We start from the raw sequence: 22,625 nt of genomic DNA, 5'->3' as shown, positions 1-22,625 counted from the left end.
CGAGAAATCAATAATTTTTGGTTAAGAAAAAGAGGCCAAAAGGTAAAGGTTTGAATTAAAAGTTTTCCTGGTGAAAATATAGAAACTAAAAGTCTCCGTATGGAGTATAACAATTAAGGGAAGGACTTAAGTCCTTTTGTTGTATTGTACAAAAATTATTTAAAAAACTTAAGAAACTCCAAGAAATAAATTATCCCACTTGAAGTTGTTGACTGTTGACTGTTGACTGTGAACAGTGGGATATTTTTTATTTGGAAGTCGCTAAGTCTTTTGCAATGCCCCATGCCCAACTTAGAATTTATTCTCGATCAACCAGTTAAACCAGTCAAACGACCATATTGCACGTTTTCGCACATGTCTAAGAGTGTCGTAGGTATAGCCATACTTTCTCAGGTTGAGAGTGTCTTTAGGCGTAACAATGTCATTGGGTGCAAAACTTGGTAGCAGAGATAGTATATCCCCAGGGCCTATTTTTCCTGGTTTGGACTGTCCTCCATCCCAAGGCCACATGGGATCGTTGAGATTGTGTCCATAAGGTTGATTCGCTTTTGGATAAAAAGCTTTTTTAGGGCGATGACTCTCTTCCCATTGGGCCCAAAGGCGATCGACATTGGCATGATGCAGCCAGAAAATGGGATCGTTGGGAGAACCAGGAACGTTGCTCATGGTACCTAATCTTTGTAGCAAAGGGGGCGGAAACTGAGTCAAATCAACAAGAACCCCACCGACTAATCCATGAAGATAGTTATGAGTGAATACTCCAGGGATTTCATTACCATTTGAATCGACGCTGATATCTCCTTCTATGGCAGGGCGGAACTGAAGATAGTCATTGATATTGAGCAAATTATTTATTTGTGTTTGAGGTAGGGGGTAGTTATTGGCAGGAGGTACTTTAAGAAAGCGGATGAGTGGCGTTCCTAGAGTTTGGTTTGTCACTTGGTCAATATGTAAGTTCTTGTTCAAAACCCAGCCATCAGCTTGAGAAAAATTACCAAATTGAACAGAACCGCCCAAAAAAGTACCTGCACCTGGAACGTTAATTGTTGTTCCTGTGCCATTTGTTCCTAAAAAGTCGGGTTTAAAGATAACATCGATCGCTCTAGAATCTGTCCAATCCCAATAAGGGATAGTTATCTTTGGGTTAACTGACTGTAAAGCTTTTTCAAATCGTCGTAAATACTCACGATGCCAGGGGAGAAATCCGGCATTTCCATGAGCAGCATCAGTTCCGGCTGCTGGTCCTGTGGGATGTGGGATCGTATTTTGCTGATTTGTATTCATCCCTCCCGTATGCATTGATGAGAATCCCATCGCTCCTACATGGACTGCCACAATTTGGTCATAGAGACTGATGGTGCTGCCTTGAGGGATTGTTTGTTTTAATGTCTTGATGGCATTAACAAAATCTGCTTTTTCTTGTGGAGTCAGATCGAGAACGTTCTTTCTGACTAAGGTGGTATCCATTGCCGGAGCTTTCACCATAGTCATGGCAATAATCATGCTACCAATACATAACATGATGATTATTTGACGGAGAAATTTTAAACTTTTTTTTCTCTGTTGAAGATTTTGTCTCCACTTTTGAGCTTTTCTAGTGTATGTACGAACAAAAGTGTCAATTTTAGATTTCATCTAGATCAGTCCCTCATTAGAGTAGTTAGGCGATCGCTTTTGTATCTATATACATAGGCACAAAGTGCTAACAGAAGTTTGACAATGCCAACATCTGTATCAAATGACTTAAATACCAGTCCCGGCTTTAACTAATCGTTTTGAATGCTTGCTTGGGGCTTATTAACAGGTCATTCTGGCTACTGAATAATCTGCTAACAGCATTTTTACCAGATTTTTGCCTGTTTTTTGAACACATGGTCATTTTCTGCTAACGTGGCTGAAAAAGCAAGAAATTGATGATGTGCTGATTAAATCTTTCTCTGGACAATAGACTTCTTGCAGAAGTCGGGAAAAGGGGAAGGTGGGGTCCCAAGAAGGGGATAAGGGGCGGGGGGAAAGGGGGAAAGGTTTTGTATTTTCCCCTTCCCCTTTAACATGAGTCCCTTTTCCCACCTCTTGCAAAAAGCACTTTTGCAAGAGGTCTAATGATTCTGGCGATCGCTCGAAGTTCCCTTGTTTACCTTGGAACCGATACCTGATTAATTACTGACGCAATTACCGCATCCATTTGTAAACCATCCAGCATCGCTTCTGGTTTCAAAATTAGTCGATGACGTAGCAGAGGCGATGCAACTGCTTTGATATCATCTGGTGTCACAAAATCCCTTCCAGCTAACCAGGCTAAAGCTTGAGATGTCTGCAACCAAGCACCAGCGGCGCGAGGTGATGCACCCAAAGTTAAATCGGGATATTGACGCGATGTTCTCACCAACGCCAATAAATAATCAACGATCGCTTCTGATACTTTAACTTCTTTAACTGCTTGTCGTGCTTGCAAAATGTCGGCTACTGTCGCCACTGGTTTCAAACGACTAATATCCAAACGTCGTGCTGCAAACCCCGCTTGACGATTAAGCAACATTTGCTTTTCCGCAGCTTGATCGGGGTAATCTACCACCAGCTTAAATAAAAACCTGTCCAATTGCGCTTCTGGTAACGGATAAGTCCCCTCAAATTCTAGAGGATTTTGAGTTGCAATCACCCAAAATAAATCCGGTAACGGCAAACTTTCACCATCCAGCGTTACCTGCATCTCTTCCATTGCTTCCAGCAGCGCCGCTTGTGTCTTTGGAGGAGTACGGTTAATTTCGTCTGCTAGCAGCACTTCGGTAAATATTGGCCCTTTTTTCAAAGTGAAATTGCGGCTATTTAAATCAAAAATATTTGTACCAGTGATATCTGACGGTAAGACATCTGGTGTTAATTGAATTCGGCGAAAGTCTCCTTGAATTAACTGCGCTAAAACTTTTACTAACAGAGTTTTACCAGTTCCCGGCACTCCTTCTAAAATTATATGTCCACCCGCTAGCAGCGCCACTAGGAGTTTTTGTATAAGGCTGGATTGTCCGACAATTACTTGATTAAGACCTTCACCAAGACGAATTAAGATATGATGGGTTTCGTTCATAATATTCATTTGTTATTTGTTATTTGTCAATTACGAATTACGAATTACGAATTACGAATTATTCTAATGTTTCGCCATTTCCCCAACCAGCTTAACAGGTCTCGTTCACTCATGGGTTGTTTGCGAGATTGTAGCTTTAAAACTGCATCTAGTTCCGCTGGATTTCTACCTGTTTTTTCTACCCAGACATTAATTAAAGCTTGGTGTTCTAACGGTATTTGCCCTAATCCCAAAGCTTTTTGGAGTTGCAGTTGTTCTTGTTTACCTACCATCTCCACAGCAAAGTCGGTGCTATCAGCTTTCTGCAACACTCCGGCTAAGGCTTGGATGTATGCCTCGCTGTTGTCTGTAACTTGTGTATCTAAAGTTACTGGTTTGCCAAAACGGCGATTCTGCGCCCAAATTAATACCAATAGAAGTATAGCTACTTGGATAAATATAGGAAATAAAGGAGTTTTTGCCAATAAACTAAATAAATCTCCCTCTTTTTCTTTTTTTCTGACATCCGCATCTTTATAGCCGTGGATGTATTCATCGACAAGTACTGTGTTGCCGTTTTTCTTGACTAAATCAGCTAGGTACTTAAAATTACTTAAATTATCTTGGTAGGCGTTGGCGGCTAAATAAGGAGTGGTAGAAAAAATTACCTTTCCTTTATCATATTTTTCTTGCCAGACAACGGCACCAAAGCGATCGCCTAAATCAACTTCCTTTTCGGTAACTTTTTTATTTCGTCTGCGCGTATTAATTTTGATATCGCCTTGAGGGGATTTTTGCAGAGTGCTAAAGTCTGCTTCTGTAACCCGCGCCCCCGCACCTAAAATTATTAAAGTATTGCCTTTTTCTACCCATTCACGTTCTTCACTATCGAGCCTCGTATCTTTGGCATAGGTGCTTATCTGTAAGAAGGTAACTGAGTTGTTGTCTGACTGAATTTCACTAAAAGGCTTTTGCCAGCGTTTGATGGAAACTCCTTGCTGTTGCATGTAAGCATACCAAGCACCATATCCATCTGGGGCGCGGTTATAGGTAGAACCAGCGTTAATTTTAGTATTATTGGGAGCTGTTATCAAACTCAGTAAAACCATCGCTAAAAGTGCGATCGCTCCCATCCAAGCAAGGCGATTTGAACGTTTCATTTTCCAGTATTGCGATCGTCAATTCGTTTTATAATCAATATTAAGTATATTAAGTACTAATATTTACTTAGAGACCATTTATAAAGTAAATCTTTAGGAGGTTAAAGACGCAGCATAATGCGAGTCATAACAGCATATATGGCAGCCTCACTCATTTTAGGAAGATATTCATAATCTTTGCTTAGGCGACGATACTGGTTAAACCAGGCAAATGTTCTTTCTACTACCCAACGCTTGGGTAAAACTTCAAATTGTTTTTCTTTCCGGTGCATTACCTCAACTTGAGCTTGAATCATTAACCAAACTGCCAAACCAAACTTGTCACCATCGTAGCCAGAGTCAACCCACATAACTTCAACTTTTTCCAATAATTCTGGACGTTCCTCAGCAAGTTCCATCAAGGCATAGGCCGCAAGAACCCTCTCTCCAGCATTTCCTTGGCTCACGATGACTTTGAGTAACAGACCAAGGCTATCAACTATTGTTTGGCCTTTTCTTCCTTTAATTAGTTTGCCACTATCAAAGCTGTACACATCCCCCTTTTTTCAGTCGTTTTTACCGACTGACTATCTGCTGCTATCGCACAAGGCTGTGCCAAACGACTCATTTTCTCTCTTAAGCGATCGCGCAATATATGATTTAATTCTTCCCAAATCCCAGGTTTTTGCCATTTTCGGTAATAGCTGTAAACAGTTGCGCTTGGGGGAAAGTCACGCCTGTTGCATATCCCATTGGCAACCCGTTTTTAAGTGATAATAAATGGCATTACATACTTCTCTCATATTAGTTGTTCGGGGATGACCACCAGATTTTGCTGGTGGAATCAATGATGCCAATATTTCCCATTCTTAAGTCACTAAGGTCAGTAGAATAAGCTTTTCGAGCCATCGTTTTCTAAGTAGATACACCTTATTTGAAGTATCATACCTTTGCAATTATGCTTGGCTAAGCATCTTTAAGATTTACTTTATAAACAGCCTCTAAGTCACCATCACATTTGTACTGATTGCAACCGCCAATTTATTTGAGTGGCGGTTGTTGCAGAAGCACCCACAAAGAACTTAAGACTTGAAAGGGTACTTAAAGTTAGGCCACCACCAAAACCAGCGGCAGAAACTGCGATCGTATCAGGGGTAGAGGCAAAATCAGTGATGATATCTAAACCTTCCGCGGGATTTGAGAAGGTGAAGCGATCGCATTGTGCCAGTTGCGTAAGTCCTGAGATTTTTATTACTACCCCAGTTGTCAATTCCATATTTATGGTTTCCTCTGATCAAACGATGGGTAAAAAATAGTCTCAAAACAGGAGAAAAAAGACTGATATTCGCCATTGATAGAACACAGTGGCGTTCACAAAATGTATTTGTAATTAGTTTAATTGAACAAAAAGATTGGATTATATGGGTATTTATGGGTAGGTGCTATGGAGTTTTGGTCAGATTTGGCGATCGCACTTGTGCATCTCAAGCCTGGTAAACTACTCTATTTTCAACAGGGTCTACGTGCTATAACCCCTATTCAATCAGCCCTCTAGCCTCCTTGTCATCCCGTCAGCGATCGCATCGCATATCTCCCGCATCTGCTGACATTCGGTTTCCAAATAGTTTAGTGACTTCAGGTGGTGGTAGAGTCGACATTTTCATATCTTCTACTTCTTCTACTTCCTCTACCTCCTCTGCATGCACAACGATGGAATATTTTTTTAGTTGGAAATCTCTAATCGGGGAGAATACTCAGGTGGTGGTGTACGTAACCGCTACTAAGCTTTGAAACAAAAAATTTCACTGGTGCATTCGAGTCCAATTGATCGGGAGAGTGTACCGTTTCAAATATAAAACAGTATCCCATAATTTTTGTTCTAGTCAACAAAGTCATAAAAAAGGACAAGGCTTGGTGATGCTGTAACCTTGAGCATAATCCACCCCAAGAGCTTTAATTTTCTCTAAAATGGCATCATTTTCAACAAACTCTGCAATAGTTTTAAGCCCCATAATATGCCCAACATGATTAATTGCTTCAACCATTGCTAAATCAATAGAATTATCCAAAATCTGCCGAATAAAACTGCCATCAATTTTGAGAAAATCTATAGGCAGGTTTTTCAAATAAGTAAAAGATGACATTCCACTACCGAAGTCATCTAATGCAAAGCGACAGCCAAGGCTTCTTAATTCACTGATAAATAAAGAAGCTTTAGCTAAGTTACTAATGGCAACAGTTTCAGTAATTTCAAAGCAGATCATTTGGGGTGGGATTTGATGCAAAGCAAATTGCTCATGTAAGAATTCAATAAATTGTTCATCATTGATACTTGCACCTGAAAGATTAATCGCATAAATACAATTACATGGCTGATTCCTTGATTGATAATCGTTCCAGGTATCACGATAGTGTTGCCCTTGAATAGCGAATAAAGTCCGAATTACCCAACGGTCAATTAAATGCATCAGATTATAACGTTCTGCGGCAGGAATAAATGCCATAGGTAATACTAAAGCCCCAGTCTCATCTTGCAAACGCAAAAGGACTTCATAATGTTGTTCTTTGATCTCAGTTTGCGAAACTGAGATAATTGTTTGGTAATACAGACAAAATCGATTTTCTTCCAAAGCATGAGCAATACGCGTTACCCATTCCATTTCGCCTTTCTGTTGTAGTAGATCAATATCGTCTACTTGATAAACATGTACCCGATTACGTCCCCGATTTTTAGCTGCATAGCAAGCGGCATCGGCAAGACTTAATACATGAGTAACACTTTCACTATCAGTATTAATCATAACTAATCCAATACTAGTGCCAATTGTAAAAAGTTTTTCCTGCCAGACAAATCGAAGCTCCTGAACCTTCTGACGTATGGAATTGCAAACTCGTTGCGCCTGTTCTAGTGGGCATTGATAGAGAAGTAAGCCAAATTCATCCCCACCTATGCGGGCTAAAGTATCTGTCTTACGTATCTGGCTTTGAAATAATGCCGTCACTTGACGCAAGAGTTCATCGCCAGCAAGATGACCAGAGGTATCGTTGACGATTTTGAATTGGTCTAAATCTAGATAGCAGAGGGCATATTCCTTGTTATGCATCTTGGCATCGTTAATAGCTTCCTCTAGCTGGTGTTCAAACTCGCGTCGATTTAACAGTCCAGTTAAAGCATCATGGCTAGCTTGCCAGGAAAGTTGCAGAGATAAGCTGCGGTTACGAGACACATCATGAAATACCATAACTGCCCCAATTATCTGACCGTTGCTAGCACGAATTGGAGCAGCAGAATCATCAATGGCAAACTCATCCCCATTACGCGCAATTAAGATTGTATGGTTGGCAAGACCAATGATTTTTCCTTCATACAGAGCTTTTTCCAATGGATTTATCACTGGTTCGCGAGTACTTTCGTTAACAATCTGAAATACTTCACAGATCGGCAATCCTTGTGCTTCTAATTGGCTCCAGCCTGTCAGATTTTGAGCGATGGGATTAAGATATTGTACTAGACCCCGTGAATCCGTAGTGATAACTGCATCTCCAATTGATTGCAATGTCACTTGGGCTAGCTCTTTTTCTTGAAACAGTGCTTCTTGGGCTAGCTGGCGTTCAATTTCTTGGCGCTGGCGATCGCTAATTTCAGCCGCTAGTGATAAATTAATTTGATTCAACTCGGCATTTTTGCTTTCTAGCTTTTGCGAATATGTTTGCAATTCTTGGTAGAATTCTGCGTTTTCCAGAGAAATTGCAGCTTGAGAAGCTAATAAACTCAGTACTTTCACATGGCTTTGAGTAAATGCACCTTTAGCGAGGTTGTTTTCCAAGTAAAGAATACCTTTAAGTTTACTTTGATAAATGATCGGCAAACAAAGCACAGATTTAGGCCGATTGTTCTGAATATAAGCATCATCAATAAAAAGTTTTTCCTCAGTTGCGTCATCCAATACCAGAGTAGATTGACTTCTCGCAACATAATTAATCAATGCTACAGGCATTGGACTTGTTTCTATTAATTTAGCTGGCAAAAAAATAGCGTTGTCTTTATCTACAAATCCCTCAACTGCTAGAACCCATTGGTCTGATTGCTGTAAGAGAAGCATCCCGGTTCTTGCTCCTGCATTTTCCATCATGCTGTTCATTAATTTGTCAAGCAATTTACTCTGAATAATTTCATCAGAAAGTGCTTGGGAAGCTTTGATAACAGTAGCTAAATCTAACGTTGCTAAATCAATCCCAGTTGTATCGCTGGTTGTAATACCTATATTTGTTAGCGTTTTATTATCTCCAGAGAAAACTTGGGGGTAGCGTTCTTTTAAATCTTGAACTTTTGCTATTGCGCCCCAGCGCAGATAAGCGTAGTAAGCATCTGTTAAATAATCTCTGGCAAGGCGTTCTCTTTTACATACAAAATAAAATTCTGCCGCCAATTCCGCAGCTAGAGCTTCTTCTTGAAAGTAACCATGCTCTCGTGCATTTTGAATTGCCCGATCATAATACTCCATTGCTCGATAGTGTTGCCCTAAAACTTTTGCTCTTTCTGCTTCAACTAACTCGTACTTATGCAGAAAATTCATAGGTGCAGAATTCGCTAATTTTTCCATTTGCTGTTGGCGCAATCCCACTATTTGCAAGTACTGATGTTGTTCTTCAAGAGTTGTATGGGGATAGTGACCAAGCAAAGCCAGCATATAATAAAAACTATGTTCGGAGACATTTATTGTCCCCATAACGCTACCGATATAACGTTCTGCAATCCTGGCATTTTGGATTGCCTGAGCGTACTCTTTATATAAATACAGCAGGTTCGTTTTAGCAAGGTAAAGGGCAGATAAAGCTGTTTGGTTATCAGCGGCAATTAATGTCTGTAAAATTTCTGTTTCGTTAAAGCGATCGCTAACCAATTCAAATTTATGTGTGGAGTCACCGACTAAATTTGCTACCATCTGCTGCCAGATTTTGGCATAATCAATGCAAACTTGATTTCTCAAACTATTGAGTAACTCTAAGCGATGTTCGAGCTTTTGAGCAACGCTTTCTAGGTTCTCACCCGTATAAAATAAAGCGGTTGAATAAAAAGCAGCAATATATGAGGCATATTGAACTTTGCCAACTTCCAAACCACTTTGAATTCCCTCTAGCATTGGTTCTAATACGGCAGTGAGAGGGTCTTTAAAATGTCGAACATGACCATTAAAAATTTCGCAAATCTCAGCTTTGAGTTCTTTGGCATTGTATCGATCAAGAAGTTGTAAAGCTAACAGACAAGATTGATACGCTGCATCGATTTCTTCTAACTGACCTGCCAAAATCGAACCATAACAAGCATAGCCATAAGCAGCCATTGGCGAACTTCCATATTGAATGCACAGATCCACCATCGTGAAAATAATTGAGGTGAATAACTGAGCATCTGCAAAATAAGTGGGAGGGCCTGCTGTCATCAGAATTCGCATTGCTGCCAGTTTATAATTGTTATTCATCGGTGGTAGACTACTTAAATTCTCAACCGTCAATGAATTTTCATACTGTTTAGTTAAGGCATGAGGAGGCTCTTGAATTAGAGTAATTCCCAGCATTTCTAGTACTTGTAAAATAATAGCGATCGCTTCCTTCAATTTGTTTTGCGAAACGCTATATTGAATTTTAATTTCATATACCTTAACTTTATCTAGAATATTTTTGGCATTGCTTAAAACAATATCTGCGAGGCTTGCCGTTTGTTCAAAATTATTATTGAGAAACTCGGCTGAGGTTGCTTCTATATACAGTGCCAGCGTTAAATCATAATTTGTCTGCCAACTCGTTTCTGAAAGTAATCCCAATCCTACCTTGAAATACTTGAGCGCCGGGTCATAAGCTGTAGCTTTCTTAGCTTTTTGACCTGCCATCAAATTTAGTACTGCTAGTTCATTTTTCTGCTTCTGTTGAGATAGTAATTTCCTGCCAATATTTAATTGATTAACAATCTCAAAGATATTCTCTTCAAGTTCGACTTCTGGCGTATGCTCAAGTAACAATTCTCCAATCCTCAAATGCGTTTGGCTGCGTTCAGTTTTGGCGATAAGCGAATATGCTGCTTGTTGTACGCGGTCATGCAAAAATTTATAAGCGATCGTTGGAGGGCTAGAAACAGCTAAGAGTGAAGTATTTTCATCCTCATATCTCTTACTAAATTTCTCTAGGTCAATAACTAGGGGAATTTTATAGGATTGATTTAATGGCAAAATCAGCCCAACTTGCAGTGCTTCCCATAATTCCAATGCCGTCTGTGATAAAGACTTTCCATTGACAATACTAAGAACTTCCAAAGTAAATTTGTCGCCGACACAAGCACCTAACTTCAGAACATTTTGAGTCGCTGGTAATAGCTTTTGAATTCGTCTAACCATTAGTTCAACAACATTATCTGTAATGTCGATATCTAGCAGCTTTTCAATGTCCCACTGCCAACGGGCTTGATTAAAGTTAAAAAATAGTAATTTATCTTGATAAAGCGATTTGAGTAGTTGCGATAAAAAGAAAGGATTGCCTTGAGTTTTATTAAAGACTAATGCCGCTAGAGAGTGCGTAGACACGGAGTGGCGCATCAAGAGTGATGTATCTTGATTGCTTTGAAATGTATCAGCAATTAACTGACTAACATCAACCAGATGTAACGGCTGAAGCACAATGTTGTTTATCACTATCCCCGCTTGCTGGAGATCAGAGAGCGTCAGCATTAATGAATGAGTCGCACTCACCTCGTTATCTCGGTATGCACCTATCAACAACAGATATTTACTATTTGGGTCAGTTATCAACAATTGAATTAATTTCAATGATGCTGAATCCGCCCACTGTAAATCGTCCAAAAACAGTACTAAAGGATGTTCCAGTTTACAAAACACATAAATGAACTGTCTAAAGACGCGGTTAAATCGGTTTTGAGATTCCGATGCTCCTAATTGTGGTACTGCGGGTTGGGGTTCGATAATTCGCTCAACTTCAGGAATCACATCAATAATCACCTGACCATTGACACCTAACGCTTTTAACAGTTTTGCCCGCCAAATACTAATCCGTTCGCTACTTTCAGTGAGCAACTGCCGCATTAATTCTTGAAATGCTTGAATCAGAGCAGCATAAGGAATGTTGCGCTTAAACTGGTCAAACTTGCCAAAGATAAAATACCCATGCTTACCTATGATTGGCTTATGAACTTCATAGACTAGAGATGATTTACCAACCCCAGAGTAGCCACTTACCAGCATCATTTCTGTTGTGCCTTGACTGACACGCTCAAAGGCAGCCATCAAAATTTTGATCTCGAATTCACGACCATAAAGTTTTTGCGGAATGGAGAATTGGCTGTATAAATCTAATTGCCCCACTTGAAAGGGTGTAATTTCTCCAGTTTCTTGTAGCAATTTTAAACACATTTCCAAATCTGCTTTCAGTCCTAACGCATTTTGATAACGCTCTTCTGCTGTCTTTGCCAAAAGTTTCATTACAATATCAGAAACTGACTGTGGGATTTCTCCTAAGCCCAGATTTTTGGCAATGATACAAGGAGAAATTGGAGTTCTAGCAATATGGCAATGAACGAGTTCTAGGGGGTCAGTACTTTGAAAAGGCAATTGTCGTGTCAGTATTTCATAGAAAACAATGCCCAAAGAATAAAAATCGCTACGGTAATCAACTAAGCGGTTCATCCGCCCTGTTCGCTCAGGCGATATATAAGCAAGCGCATCTTCAAAAATATTCTGATTACTAATTGTTTGCTTTTCTCCATACAAATAGGTAGCAAGGCTAAAGTCGTCAATTTTAACCTGCCCATTTTGCGGATTGAACAGCACATTAGTAGTTTTTAAATTATTGTGAGTAACCTTGTATTGATGAAGTTTTACTAGTGTTTCAGCAAGCTGAATCCCAATGTGTAGAAAATCACTTAAATCCAGCGTTCTTTGACTCAGGTATTTTGAAAGTGGTTTTCCTCCAAAATCTTCCAAAATTATTGCCCAGAACTGATGACTATCTTCTAACACATAACATTTAACAACTCCTGCAATATCTAGCGACTGAAGAATTTTATATTCATATTTTAACCGAGCAATATCTTCGAGAGTTGGATACTCTATTTTAATATATTTTATTAGTACAGGCGTTCCATCTAGTTCTTTAATTCCACGATAAAGAACCGTATTACTATCTTCTCGAAGTACTTCTTTGTGCTGATAACCTTCTAGTCGCCTAATCATTATTTCTATTTAAAATAATTTATAGAACAAACTTGGAATTTTATTACCCAATTTGTTGTAAAACCGTTTATGTTTGCATTGTTTCAACCTAGCAAATATAATACATTGTGCAACATAAATGTCATTTACACTAGTAAGTGAGTAAGTCAGCAAGTAACTAAAGTAGCTTAAGATAAGGTACAGGTTAAGTAATAACCAGCGATTCACGCATTTTATCTTACCAAGTTGGCAAGAGAGTTCAGCCGCTAGGCTGTTGTTTGCTAGACAGTTATATGTTATCTTAAGGTCTTATGACAATTTGTATTATTTTTTACTAGAACTAAAAAGGTACAAGCCCCTTAACTTATTGATGGGCTTGGTAAATTTTTGACTTTTGAATGCGTAACTTTTGACTTGGAACGTACCCCTACGGGGAAGCAAGCTACGCGCAGCGTCTCCAAAAGTTGCGACTGACTATGCCTATTTTTAATCTCAGGTTCAGTCATAATGTGGCAATACGGCTGATATTAATCCAGTAATCTATATCCATTGCTCATTTCACCCTTATACCAATTTAACGTGAAGTTGCACATATCTTGATCCCCCTAAATCCCCCGATAAATTGGGGGACTTTAATAGATGTTTTTCTGGTTCCCCCTTAAGAAGGGGGGCTAGGGGGGATCGAATTATATGCAGCTTCATAAAAATTGGTATTAGCAGGATAATTAGCCATTTTTTGCCCTCTGAGCCTTACCAATCAACTCAACTCAACAGAGTATGTATATGTAAACGATTGCGCTCCTGAAAGCATCTTCTAAACAATAGTTTGTAATTGTCTACCTTGTGTCTAGTTTTCCCACAGTAAATTTTGCTATTGAGGTAACTGTGTAATGTTATTGTGAGTTTTTCTTAGCTTTTATCAACAGCAGCACAAGTTAATGATGGTTGTAAATTCACAGAAGATTTATTGGCGATTAATTCGATTTTGCCTTGAGCATTGCGATGCCAAGAAGTACCTTGGACAAGAACTTCAGGTGACTTAGGTATTTGGGTTGTGACTAACTGTGTTGTCCGGTATGCAGAGATATGGCGTATATCTCACCAGGTGCGATCGCTTACCGAGCCGAACAACTGGAAATGCTACCCCAGAGGTTAGTGACATTCGGGGGGTGCTGTCAAAACCTGGATTACTTGGCAAGACTTTTGTGCAGTGGCGCAAGAGTATGAGGTGATTAAACAGGACTATTGGGCGGAATTGACTACCCAAGAGACAGAATTAATTGCTGCTCCCCAGAAACCATCTACCGAACCGCCAACTATTCAAATTGGTTCTATCGTGTCTCATACTGACCCATACCGTACTTTGTATGTCGACAGGGGTATTGACTAGCTAGTTTTTGATGATTGCATTTGCATCGTGTAAGCTAGCCACAGCAAAGCTTTGATAGTTTTCGGAGATGTCTATTGAATTGGTGTTCTAGTAGCTCCAAGCTCATATCCTTGCTCAAGATCGACTTCTGGAATTTGCCTGTTCCCCAGCACTTTTTGCTTGAGTTTTCTTATTCCCCATTCTCCAATTTGAAAAGCTCCAACACTTGCACCCATAATAGTAGCAGCTAATAATCCTTGTGGGCCAGCAGTGAACCCTACAATCCCACCACCTAGTGTTATAGCACCAAGAGTAGCATCTATACCCGCACGGATCATTTTATCTTTCTGCTCCTTCTTAAATTTATTAAGGGGGATATCTTCAGGTCTTCGACTTGGATTTCTATAATTTTTGTAAGCTTTCCTGAAATCGTCAGATCCTTGTACAATCTCTAGACCACCTAATACCATACCAGCACTAGGAGCAAATCCTCCGCCTGCAACAATTTGCGTTCCTTCTGCCCCGACCACACTAATATTGTTTGCGAAACTAGCAACATCTTTAATTGCACCTCCTACCGATTTTGATAAATCTGCAAGGTTTTTTAAACCACTAAGCCAATATTCGTAACCGCCAAAATTATCTTTTTGATAAGCATTATAACCAGCCTCAACGGTAGTCATCACCTTTGGTATAGTTGTGAAAATGCCAGCCCCTGCCTTACCAACATCAAAGGGTATCGACGTACCTCCTACCAAACCCCCTTGTGTGATACTGGATATTGGTCCTAGTTTACCCCCTTGTTTGATAGCTGCGATCAGTCCCGATGCAAAATTAGTGTTCTGCCCAGGCGCTTTATTAACATGGTGTTGGATACCCCTGTATGCTTGGGATATTACTATTCCATTGTATGTAATAGCAGAAATGATTTCACCTGCACCCCCAGATACATCTGCAATTCTTTTCCTAAGTGGCTTCTTGTTATCTCTATATCCATCCTTCAGTTTCTTTAGATTCTCTGGAAGGGTGAGTAAAGCACCAGTAGCTTTGGCTATATCCCTAGTCATACCAATTGCCGCTGCATCATTGGAAAATTCTTCAGGAGTACCAGCAGGAAGAGGTTTTAGAAGCGTCATTGGGCTTTTTGCATTGGCGGGAAGATTCTGCCGATAAATTTGATCGAGATCTGTTTTGGGTGAATCCTGTCCGAGAATTTTGGTTAAATCTGCATAAGTCTCGTGTTGCTTGATCCCTGCTGCCAGTTGCTTTCTTGAGTCTTTGGTAGTTTCAATGGATTTACCGATGCTTCGCGTTGTTTTTTGGAACCATGTTGCTTCTTCTTTTGGCGTTTGTTCCTGAATTCTCTCTTCTGGTATATTTTCTTCAACTTCCTGACTTTCAATCTCAGTTACGGTGTTCTGCGGTGGTAAGACAGATTCAATCACGTCCACGTCAGGGGGCGTTTCCATTGGAAGCATTAGTGGTTCCCTCACTCTTCTCCTTTCTCGTGGCCGTCTTACTCTTTGTGGTAACTGCTCCCTTTGTTCTGGCACTGGCGATCTAACAGGTTCTATTGACACTGAATCCTGTTGTTGCTCCACTACTTGCTGATTTCCAATCTCAGTTACGGTGTTCTGCGGTGGTAAGATAGGTTCAATCACGTCCGCGTCAGGCAGCGTTTCCATTGGAGTCCTCTCCGGTCTCGAACTCACTCGTGTTGGCCATTGTTGTTGTAGCTCTCTCGGTCTAACAGATTCTATTGGTAGTGAATCCTGTTGTTGCCTGACTCTTCGAGTGTCTTGCGCTGGGTTCAGGGGGGGTGATTCTGGTGATTGTAGCAGCATCTCAGTTTCCTGGCGTCGTTGCTGCTGTTCCCGTTGCCTCAACTCCTGCATTACTAAATTTTCGATAGACTCTCTATCATATCGCTCCTCCAATTGTCTGAATGCCCGCTCTCTTGCCCTATTATCCATCCCTAGTAACTGTTCTAGCATCGGTTGCGGTATCGAACGTATTGGTGGCTTACTCAACTCCTTTATTACTGAGGCTTTGATAGACTCTCCATACTGCTCCTCTAATTTTCCAAGCGCTCGCTCTCTTGCCGTATCATCCATTCCTCGCAACCGTTCTAGCATTGGTTGCGGTATGGAAGATATTTGTGGCTTCTGCCGTTGCCTCGGAGTCACCCTAGATGTTCCGGCTTTGGACTCTGACTGTAACTGTTCTTCAAGCTTAGGCACATTAGCTGTTAACTCTTTGACTTGAGGTAGTGCAGCCTGAGATTCTTTTATTCCCTGGTCAATCCCCTCTACTATTTGGTCTTTTTCCTCAGACATCTGAGGTTTTTCTCCCTCACTTTGAGAATTAGAAGCAGCCTTTGCTTGTTCGCTAGTTGAATTTTGTGCTGAAGAAGATGATTCTGCTTGCTCTTGTGGCTGAGATGAAATTAGGATTTGTTCAGCAGCTACAGGTGCAAGCAAATTGTCTCTCTCCCTCGCTATTTCAGCTAATTCTTCTGGAGGAGCATTAGCGAGGTCTTGATTTAAGATACCAGTATAAGCTTGTTCCAGAACTGCACCTATCTCAGTTTCAGCGTCCTCTTCCTGCTCAGACGACTCTGCTGACTGCTTTCCATCACGCATACACTGCATAACATGACCTTGAGCAGGCATACGTTGTAATCCAAAACTCCTAGCCTCCGTTACTTGTGCTGATTCTCCGCGCGCTGCCTTTGCACCCAGCACATCGGCTTCGGTTTCTAATTGAGGGTTGGCATTAATGGCAACTCCCTTAGATTGAGGTGCGGTGACTCGCCCAGCTCGTTGTTGTTCTACATGAGCTATTTCGTGTCCTAGTAATTTTTGACCTGACTCGGTGGTGGGTTGATACTGACCTGGGCTAAAGTGGATATTTTCTCCCTGGGTATAAGCTAATGCACCTATCTTTTTGGGATTTTGTGACCCTTCGTGAATACGGACATTAGCCAAGCTTGTACCAAAAGAAGTTTCCATCTTCTGCTGTACCAATTTCGGCATAGGTTGACCGCCGCTACTGGGAGCTAGGTTTACTTCAGGCAGATCCTTGAGTGTCTCCTTAGCTTGCTTGGGCTGAAGCATTTCAGGCATTGCTGGTCTCATCCCAGGAAATATGGGGATCTGGGCAAAGTTGAATCCTTGCTTCTTTGCTTCCTCTGGTTTCTGGGTCAACTCCTGACTTTGTGGGGCAGAATTCACTATAAAAGGACGCGACTTAATTTGAGATTGTACTGGTATGGCAGCATCTGAAATCGATTTTTGACCAACAAACTTCTTTGTCTGTAAAGCTTTCATTTCAAAGTCTCCTTAATTTCCTGTATTTCCGGCTCTCGCAAATCCAGCCTTGACAAAGCTTTGTAGCAAACTGGAACTCTGGATTCAAAATTCGATAATCTATTACCCACAAATTGAGCGTTTTAGGATTCACGTATATACAGTTAAGTACTCCGATTCCTCTGATGTAATGTATTTGTACTACTAATTTGCGATCGCCCTGTGCCAGTTGCGTAAGTCCTGGGTTAGTCTCCACTCAGAACAACTGCTGAAATTACCACCACAATCTGAATCTAATTTTTCATCCCATGATGGGATAAAGGAAATAGCTGGAATAGTATTCTTAATAACCTTCGTTTGATACATCAATTATTTGTAATATTTAACCTAAATTGTACCTTGGCTACAAGTATTTACAATTCCTAAATTATCTGAGGGATTGTTGAAACTTCAAATGCTTGTTAATCATCTAACTAGTAGTCTGCCAACCCAAAATTGCTAGGTTTGGACTGGGAAAAGGGGACTGGGGTTCGGGGAAGGAATTAAAACCTTTTCTCTTTTCTCCTTACCCTTTACCCCGCCAAGTTTCCTTGGCGAACTACTAGTTCAATTTTTCAAAACTGCAATATTCCTTATTTCCAGTTTTCCTCTGCCGAGAGTGACAAAAGCTGTTTATGGAAGCCAGCGCGTCCATAATGGATGGAAGAAACAAAATAAGATGCACCAAAAAAATTACACTTTTATTGTGTCCTGACAGTTAATACCAATTTTTTATGAAGCTGCATATAATTCGATCCCCCCTAGCCCCCCTTTTTAAGGGGGGAACCAGAAAAACATCTATTAAAGTCCCCCTTTTTAAGGGAGATTTAGGGGGATCAAGATATGTGCAACTTCACGTTAAATTGGTATAAGACCGATCCTCCAATGGTGCTTTGTCGCCCGTACAGAAGGCAAGGTTGCAGGGTTGAGACGTTATTTATAACCCTGATTCCGCACCTGAAACTGTCACAAAAGAAATGACAGGGAATTTGGGAGCTAATTTTTGATTAAAAACCAAAGTTATGAGGGATGGAAAGTTAAAAATGGCCATCGCCAAAACCCGTCACCGCAATTTCAGTGAGTACGGCTGCAAGATAATTCAGCTAACAGTTCAAGAAGTAGCGCAGTTAGGATTCTCTCTCAATTAGGGATTTCCAACTAAAAAAATATTCCATCGTTGTGTATGCAGAGGAGGCAGAGGAGAAAGAATCTGCCACTATGAAAATGGGATAATTTATTTTCTGGAAGTCCCTTATCAATAAACTAACGTGAATTCGACAAGTCTTTTTTGACCTCTCCCCCAACCCCTCTCCGTGTCGGAGAGGGGAGCAAAAAGCTTAATTTTTCCTTGCTCCTTCCTCTCCGAAACGGAAAGGAAGCTTGGGAGGAAGAGGTTCATCGAACTCACGTTAAACTAGAAGAAATACCTTTGGAGACAGTAGCCCAAAAAGCTATAAATATCTCTGGCTTAAGGTTTTAGCATACTTGCAGGTAGGATGTGGCTTTCGCCAATGCGATCAAATGCAGGTGTAGACCACCGATCGACTACTTTGCCCAGAATTGACATTTCTTGAACTAAGCGGTCAAATTTATCAGGGGTGAGAGATTGAGGCCCATCGGATAAAGCTTTTGCGGGATTGGGGTGAACTTCAATCATCAAGGCATCTGTACCAGCGGCGATCGCAGCCATTGCCATCGATGGAACATATTCAGACCTACCCGTACCATGACTGGGATCAATCATAATTGGTAAATGGGTAAGCGATCGCAACACCGGAAGCACTGACAAATCTAAAGTATTCCGGGCATATTTACCATCAAAGGTTCTGATTCCCCGTTCACAAAGAATCACATTCGGATTTCCAGATGCCAAAATATATTCTGCTGCCATCAGCCACTCGTCAATTGTGGCAGACATCCCCCGCTTCAGCAGCACGGGTTTATCTTGAGCGCCTACCTTTTTCAGCAGCGAGAAGTTGTGCATATTCCTAGCTCCGATTTGGATTATGTCAGCGACTCTCGCCACTGCTGATAAATCGGCAGCATCCATCAGTTCTGTGACGATGCCCAAACCCGTAGCTTCCCGCGCTGCTGCTAATAAATCTAAAGCGCTTTCACCATAACCTTGAAACGCATAAGGTGAAGTGCGAGGTTTGTAAGCTCCGCCACGCAGAAACTTTGCTCCTGTTGCCTTCACCCACTTTGCCGTTTCGACAATCATCGCTTCATTTTCAACAGAACAAGGCCCAGCTACCACTACGATCGGATGATGCTCGCCGAAATACACATGACCGTTAGGTGTAGGTACAACAACCTCGCTGGCTTGTCCATCTCGGAATTCTCGACTAACCCGCTTGAAAGGTTGTTGCACCCGTAATACTTGCTCAATCCAAGGGCTAAATTCCTGAACTTGTAATTTATCGATGCTAGTGGTATCACCAATTAATCCCAGCACAACTTTATGAGTGCCAATGCTTTTTTCTACAGTGACTCCCCAAGTGTCACTCAGTTCTTGGCTAATCCGAGTAATTTCTTCAACAGGTGTACCGCTCTTAAGTATGATAATCATCTGTTTTTCCTTGTGTATAGTTAGTTTTTGGGTGTTGTAATACAGTCCGTTCGTTGGGATGCATAGTTAAAAGGGCGGTTAGAAACCTCATCTATACAAGCAAAACCCACACTTCTCTACGAGACGCTGCGCGAACGACAAGCTCAGTGACCGCCTCCGTGGGTTTCAAAGCCGCAATTTTTCTTAGTCCGCCTCTGCGGACTTTGCCTGTGTAGCCGCGAATTCCATTGGCTAGGGCTGTTTAGCAATTAGCGCAAAAATTTTGCAAGTTGTTCTAGTTTTGTCCAAGCTGCACCGCTTTGCAGAATTTCCTTGGCAAGGGCAATACCTTTAACACAACCTGCTAAAACATCAGTTTCCCCATGAATGGCTTCACCAACTTGGAGGGCTAAGGCTGTATTTAAAGCGACTACATCTTGTTGCGCTTCAGTGCCTTGACCTTGCAAAACTGCCTTCAAGATTTGGGCATTTTCTGGGACATCTCCACCGCGTAACGCCGCAGTCGGTGCAAAACTCAAACCCAGTTCTTGAGGATTGAGCGTTAGAGAACGCACTTTTTTATCTTGGAGTACAGCCAAATCAGTGACATCTGCTAAACCAGCTTCATCTAAACGTTCCCGTCCGTGGAGGGCGATCGCTTGCTGACATCCTAATTGGGATAAAGCTTGAACAATCTCCTCTAGTAAAAGCGGGTCGTTCACACCAATAATTTGCCCTGTCGGCCGCATCGGATTTACTAGCGGGCCAAGCAAGTTAAAAACAGTCCGCACCTTCAAAGTTTTTCGCAAAGTAGCGATCGCTTTAAGTGCAGGATGCCAACCGGGAGCAAATAAAAAGGTGATTCCGACCTCACCCACTGCCGCTTGCACTTTCTCAGGAGTGGCGTTGAGATTTATACCCAAAGCTTCCAACACATCAGCCGAACCAGCTTTGCTAGATGCCGAACGATTGCCATGTTTGGCAACTTTTATTCCGGCGGCGGCGGTAACAAAGGCGACAGCAGTAGAGATATTAAAGGTTGAAGCGCCATCTCCACCAGTTCCACACGTGTCAATTAGGGGGACTGGGAATTGGGTACTGGGTACTGGGGATTGGGATTGTAAGACACTGGCCATGCCTACTAATTCTTGTGCAGACACGCCTTTAGCTTGAATTGCGGCTAAAATCGCTCCTGATAGAACATGGGGAATTGCATCTGTGAGCCAACCTTGCATCAAATCCGTAGCTTGGGAAACCGTCAACGATTGCCGATTTAACAACTGTTGCAATAAAGCTGGCCAGTTGTAGAACTCAGAAGGGATGGAGATGTTCTCAGGTGGAATTTGAGTTAAAGCTATCATATTGGGTATTTGTCATTGGACTAGCTCTGAATGAAGAATAAGTTTGTAGTCAGGACTTTAGTCCTGAATTTTTAAGCACTTTAGTGCTTACTACAAACTCGTCTAAATTAATGACATAAACCACTAGGGAATCAGGAGTTTTGCGACAGTTTGCACATCCTTGTCACCTCTACCAGAACAATTGATGACGATGCGGAGATTGCCTGTTAATTTGGGACAAAGGGTTTCTAGATATGCGATCGCATGAGCAGTTTCTAAGGCTGGAATAATCCCTTCTAGTTGCGAAAGTCTTTGAAATGCATCTAAGGCCTGTTTATCAGTCACACTGTAATATTCGGCGCGACCAAGATCCTTTAAATAACTATGCTCAGGGCCAACGCCGGGGTAATCCAATCCGGCGCTAATTGAATGGGCTTCGATGACTTGACCATCATCATCTTGCAGTAAATAGCTCATTGCCCCGTGCAATACACCTATTTTTCCTTTTGTCAAGGTAGCAGCGTGTTTTTCTGTATTTACACCTTCACCCGCGGCCTCGACTCCGATTAGACGCACCGAAGGTTCATGCACAAACTCATTGAATAAGCCGATCGCGTTGGAACCTCCACCCACGCAAGCCAGTAAAATATCTGGTAGTCCTCCCCATTTTTCTTGGCATTGAGTGCGAGTTTCTACACCAATTACCGCGTGAAAGTCACGTACAATCATCGGGTAGGGATGAGGCCCAGCAACAGAACCCAAGATGTAATGAGTTGTTTCTACATTCGTCACCCAATCACGAATTGCTTCAGAAGTTGCATCTTTGAGAGTTCCCGTACCCGCTTCCACTGGCCGAACTTCTGCCCCCATCAACTTCATGCGAAATACATTCAGGGCTTGGCGTTCCATATCGTGGACGCCCATGTAAATCACACATTTCAAACCAAACCGGGCGCACACAGTTGCAGTTGCTACGCCATGCTGACCTGCACCTGTCTCGGCGATAATCCGTTGCTTGCCCATGCGCTTGGCTAGCAACACCTGAGCTAAAGCATTATTAATTTTGTGAGCGCCTGTATGATTTAAATCTTCGCGCTTTAAATAAATTTGTGGCCCTGTGCCATCTGGTCTAGCGTAATTTGTTGTCAGGCGTTCAGCAAAATATAATGGGCTGGGTCGTCCTACATAATCACGCAGTAAGTTTTGCAGTTCTGCTTGGAAACTCGGCTCATTGCGATATTTTTGAAAAGCCGCTTCCAATTCACTCAATGCAGGCATTAAGGTTTCTGGGACGTATTTACCGCCAAATCTGCCAAATCTACCCAATGAATCTGGTTGAACGATTGCAGTCTTGATGTCTTGTATGCTTACCACTGGTTAAAATCCTTTTAAGTTGAAATATATTTTTGAGAACTGAATATAGCGGTTCTCGGTTGAGTGAGGTAAAGGAACCCCACCCTCTTCTTCATCTAGGATTTACCCCCCTTAATCCCCCCGATGCATTGGGGAGAAAAAGAAATCTAGTTCCCTCCCCTTTGCAAGGGGAGGGTTAGGGTGGGGTAAAACCTTGGCTAATCAGCTATTTCAGACTTGTGTTTA

Annotated in this window: 13 protein-coding genes and 2 pseudogenes; 3 read left to right on the top strand and 12 right to left on the bottom strand. The window is 41.5% G+C overall.

Going from position 1 to position 22,625, the window contains the following annotated elements; translation table 11 throughout:
- Nucleotides 1-291: 291 nt before the first annotated feature.
- The 5 genes and pseudogenes from ACFG4S_RS06645 to ACFG4S_RS06625 form a co-directional block, all read right to left on the bottom strand.
- On the bottom strand, nt 292-1,635 hold the full coding sequence (locus tag ACFG4S_RS06645; RefSeq protein WP_392534037.1) for a tyrosinase family protein: 1,344 nt from the start codon (nt 1,633-1,635) through the stop codon (nt 292-294).
- A gap of 499 nt (nt 1,636-2,134) precedes the next feature.
- Nucleotides 2,135-3,085, bottom strand: coding sequence for an AAA family ATPase (locus ACFG4S_RS06640; protein WP_392534036.1), 951 nt, complete (start codon nt 3,083-3,085; stop codon nt 2,135-2,137).
- Between the two features lie 44 nt (nt 3,086-3,129).
- Nucleotides 3,130-4,224: a DUF4350 domain-containing protein gene (locus tag ACFG4S_RS06635; protein WP_392534035.1), complete on the bottom strand. Its 1,095-nt coding sequence runs from the start codon at nt 4,222-4,224 to the stop codon at nt 3,130-3,132.
- Between the two features lie 101 nt (nt 4,225-4,325).
- Nucleotides 4,326-5,112: pseudogene (locus ACFG4S_RS06630) on the bottom strand (IS5 family transposase).
- A 103-nt stretch (nt 5,113-5,215) separates the two neighbouring features.
- On the bottom strand, nt 5,216-5,479 hold the full coding sequence (locus ACFG4S_RS06625; RefSeq protein WP_392534034.1) for a hypothetical protein: 264 nt from the start codon (nt 5,477-5,479) through the stop codon (nt 5,216-5,218).
- Between the two features lie 123 nt (nt 5,480-5,602).
- Here ACFG4S_RS06625 and ACFG4S_RS06620 point away from each other — a divergent pair, with 123 nt between their 5' ends.
- Nucleotides 5,603-5,758, top strand: a complete 156-nt coding sequence (locus ACFG4S_RS06620) for a hypothetical protein (protein WP_392534033.1) — start codon at nt 5,603-5,605, stop codon at nt 5,756-5,758.
- Nucleotides 5,759-6,095: 337 nt separating this feature from the next.
- Here ACFG4S_RS06620 and ACFG4S_RS06615 read toward each other — a convergent pair whose 3' ends face one another.
- Both ACFG4S_RS06615 and ACFG4S_RS06610 read right to left on the bottom strand, forming a co-directional pair.
- Nucleotides 6,096-12,443: an EAL domain-containing protein gene (locus ACFG4S_RS06615; protein ID WP_392534032.1), complete on the bottom strand. Its 6,348-nt coding sequence runs from the start codon at nt 12,441-12,443 to the stop codon at nt 6,096-6,098.
- Nucleotides 12,444-13,331: 888 nt separating this feature from the next.
- Nucleotides 13,332-13,538, bottom strand: a pseudogene (locus ACFG4S_RS06610) (hypothetical protein); the annotation flags it as partial.
- Here ACFG4S_RS06610 and ACFG4S_RS06605 point away from each other — a divergent pair.
- Together ACFG4S_RS06605 and ACFG4S_RS06600 are read left to right on the top strand one after the other, a co-directional pair.
- Nucleotides 13,509-13,649, top strand: a complete 141-nt coding sequence (locus tag ACFG4S_RS06605; protein WP_392536159.1) for a hypothetical protein — start codon at nt 13,509-13,511, stop codon at nt 13,647-13,649. The pseudogene ACFG4S_RS06610 and the gene ACFG4S_RS06605 sit on opposite strands and share 30 nt — an antisense overlap.
- On the top strand, nt 13,633-13,812 hold the full coding sequence (locus ACFG4S_RS06600) for a hypothetical protein (protein WP_392534031.1): 180 nt from the start codon (nt 13,633-13,635) through the stop codon (nt 13,810-13,812). Before ACFG4S_RS06605 ends, ACFG4S_RS06600 begins: the two co-directional genes overlap by 17 nt.
- Nucleotides 13,813-13,883: 71 nt before the next feature.
- Here ACFG4S_RS06600 and ACFG4S_RS06595 read toward each other — a convergent pair whose 3' ends face one another.
- The 5 genes from ACFG4S_RS06595 to trpB all read right to left on the bottom strand — a co-directional run bounded on the left by ACFG4S_RS06595 (nt 13,884) and on the right by trpB (nt 22,400).
- Nucleotides 13,884-17,120, bottom strand: coding sequence for a DUF4157 domain-containing protein (locus ACFG4S_RS06595; protein ID WP_392534030.1), 3,237 nt, complete (start codon nt 17,118-17,120; stop codon nt 13,884-13,886).
- Between the two features lie 183 nt (nt 17,121-17,303).
- Entirely contained in the window at nt 17,304-17,465 is a 162-nt protein-coding gene (locus ACFG4S_RS06590; RefSeq protein WP_392534029.1) for a hypothetical protein, read from the bottom strand.
- Between the two features lie 1,141 nt (nt 17,466-18,606).
- Nucleotides 18,607-19,707: a 3-deoxy-7-phosphoheptulonate synthase gene (gene aroF / locus ACFG4S_RS06585; RefSeq protein ID WP_392534028.1), complete on the bottom strand. Its 1,101-nt coding sequence runs from the start codon at nt 19,705-19,707 to the stop codon at nt 18,607-18,609.
- Nucleotides 19,708-19,955: 248 nt separating this feature from the next.
- Nucleotides 19,956-21,047, bottom strand: a complete 1,092-nt coding sequence (gene trpD, locus ACFG4S_RS06580) for an anthranilate phosphoribosyltransferase (protein ID WP_392534027.1) — start codon at nt 21,045-21,047, stop codon at nt 19,956-19,958.
- A gap of 123 nt (nt 21,048-21,170) precedes the next feature.
- On the bottom strand, nt 21,171-22,400 hold the full coding sequence (gene trpB / locus ACFG4S_RS06575) for a tryptophan synthase subunit beta (RefSeq protein ID WP_392534026.1): 1,230 nt from the start codon (nt 22,398-22,400) through the stop codon (nt 21,171-21,173).
- Nucleotides 22,401-22,625: the final 225 nt, after the last annotated feature.

Source organism: Nostoc sp. C117, from assembly GCF_043099735.1.
Classification (GTDB): Bacteria; Cyanobacteriota; Cyanobacteriia; order Cyanobacteriales; family Nostocaceae; genus Nostoc.
The sequence above is the reverse complement of the archived record's forward strand: the minus strand, read 5'-3'. Positions and strand labels throughout refer to the sequence as shown.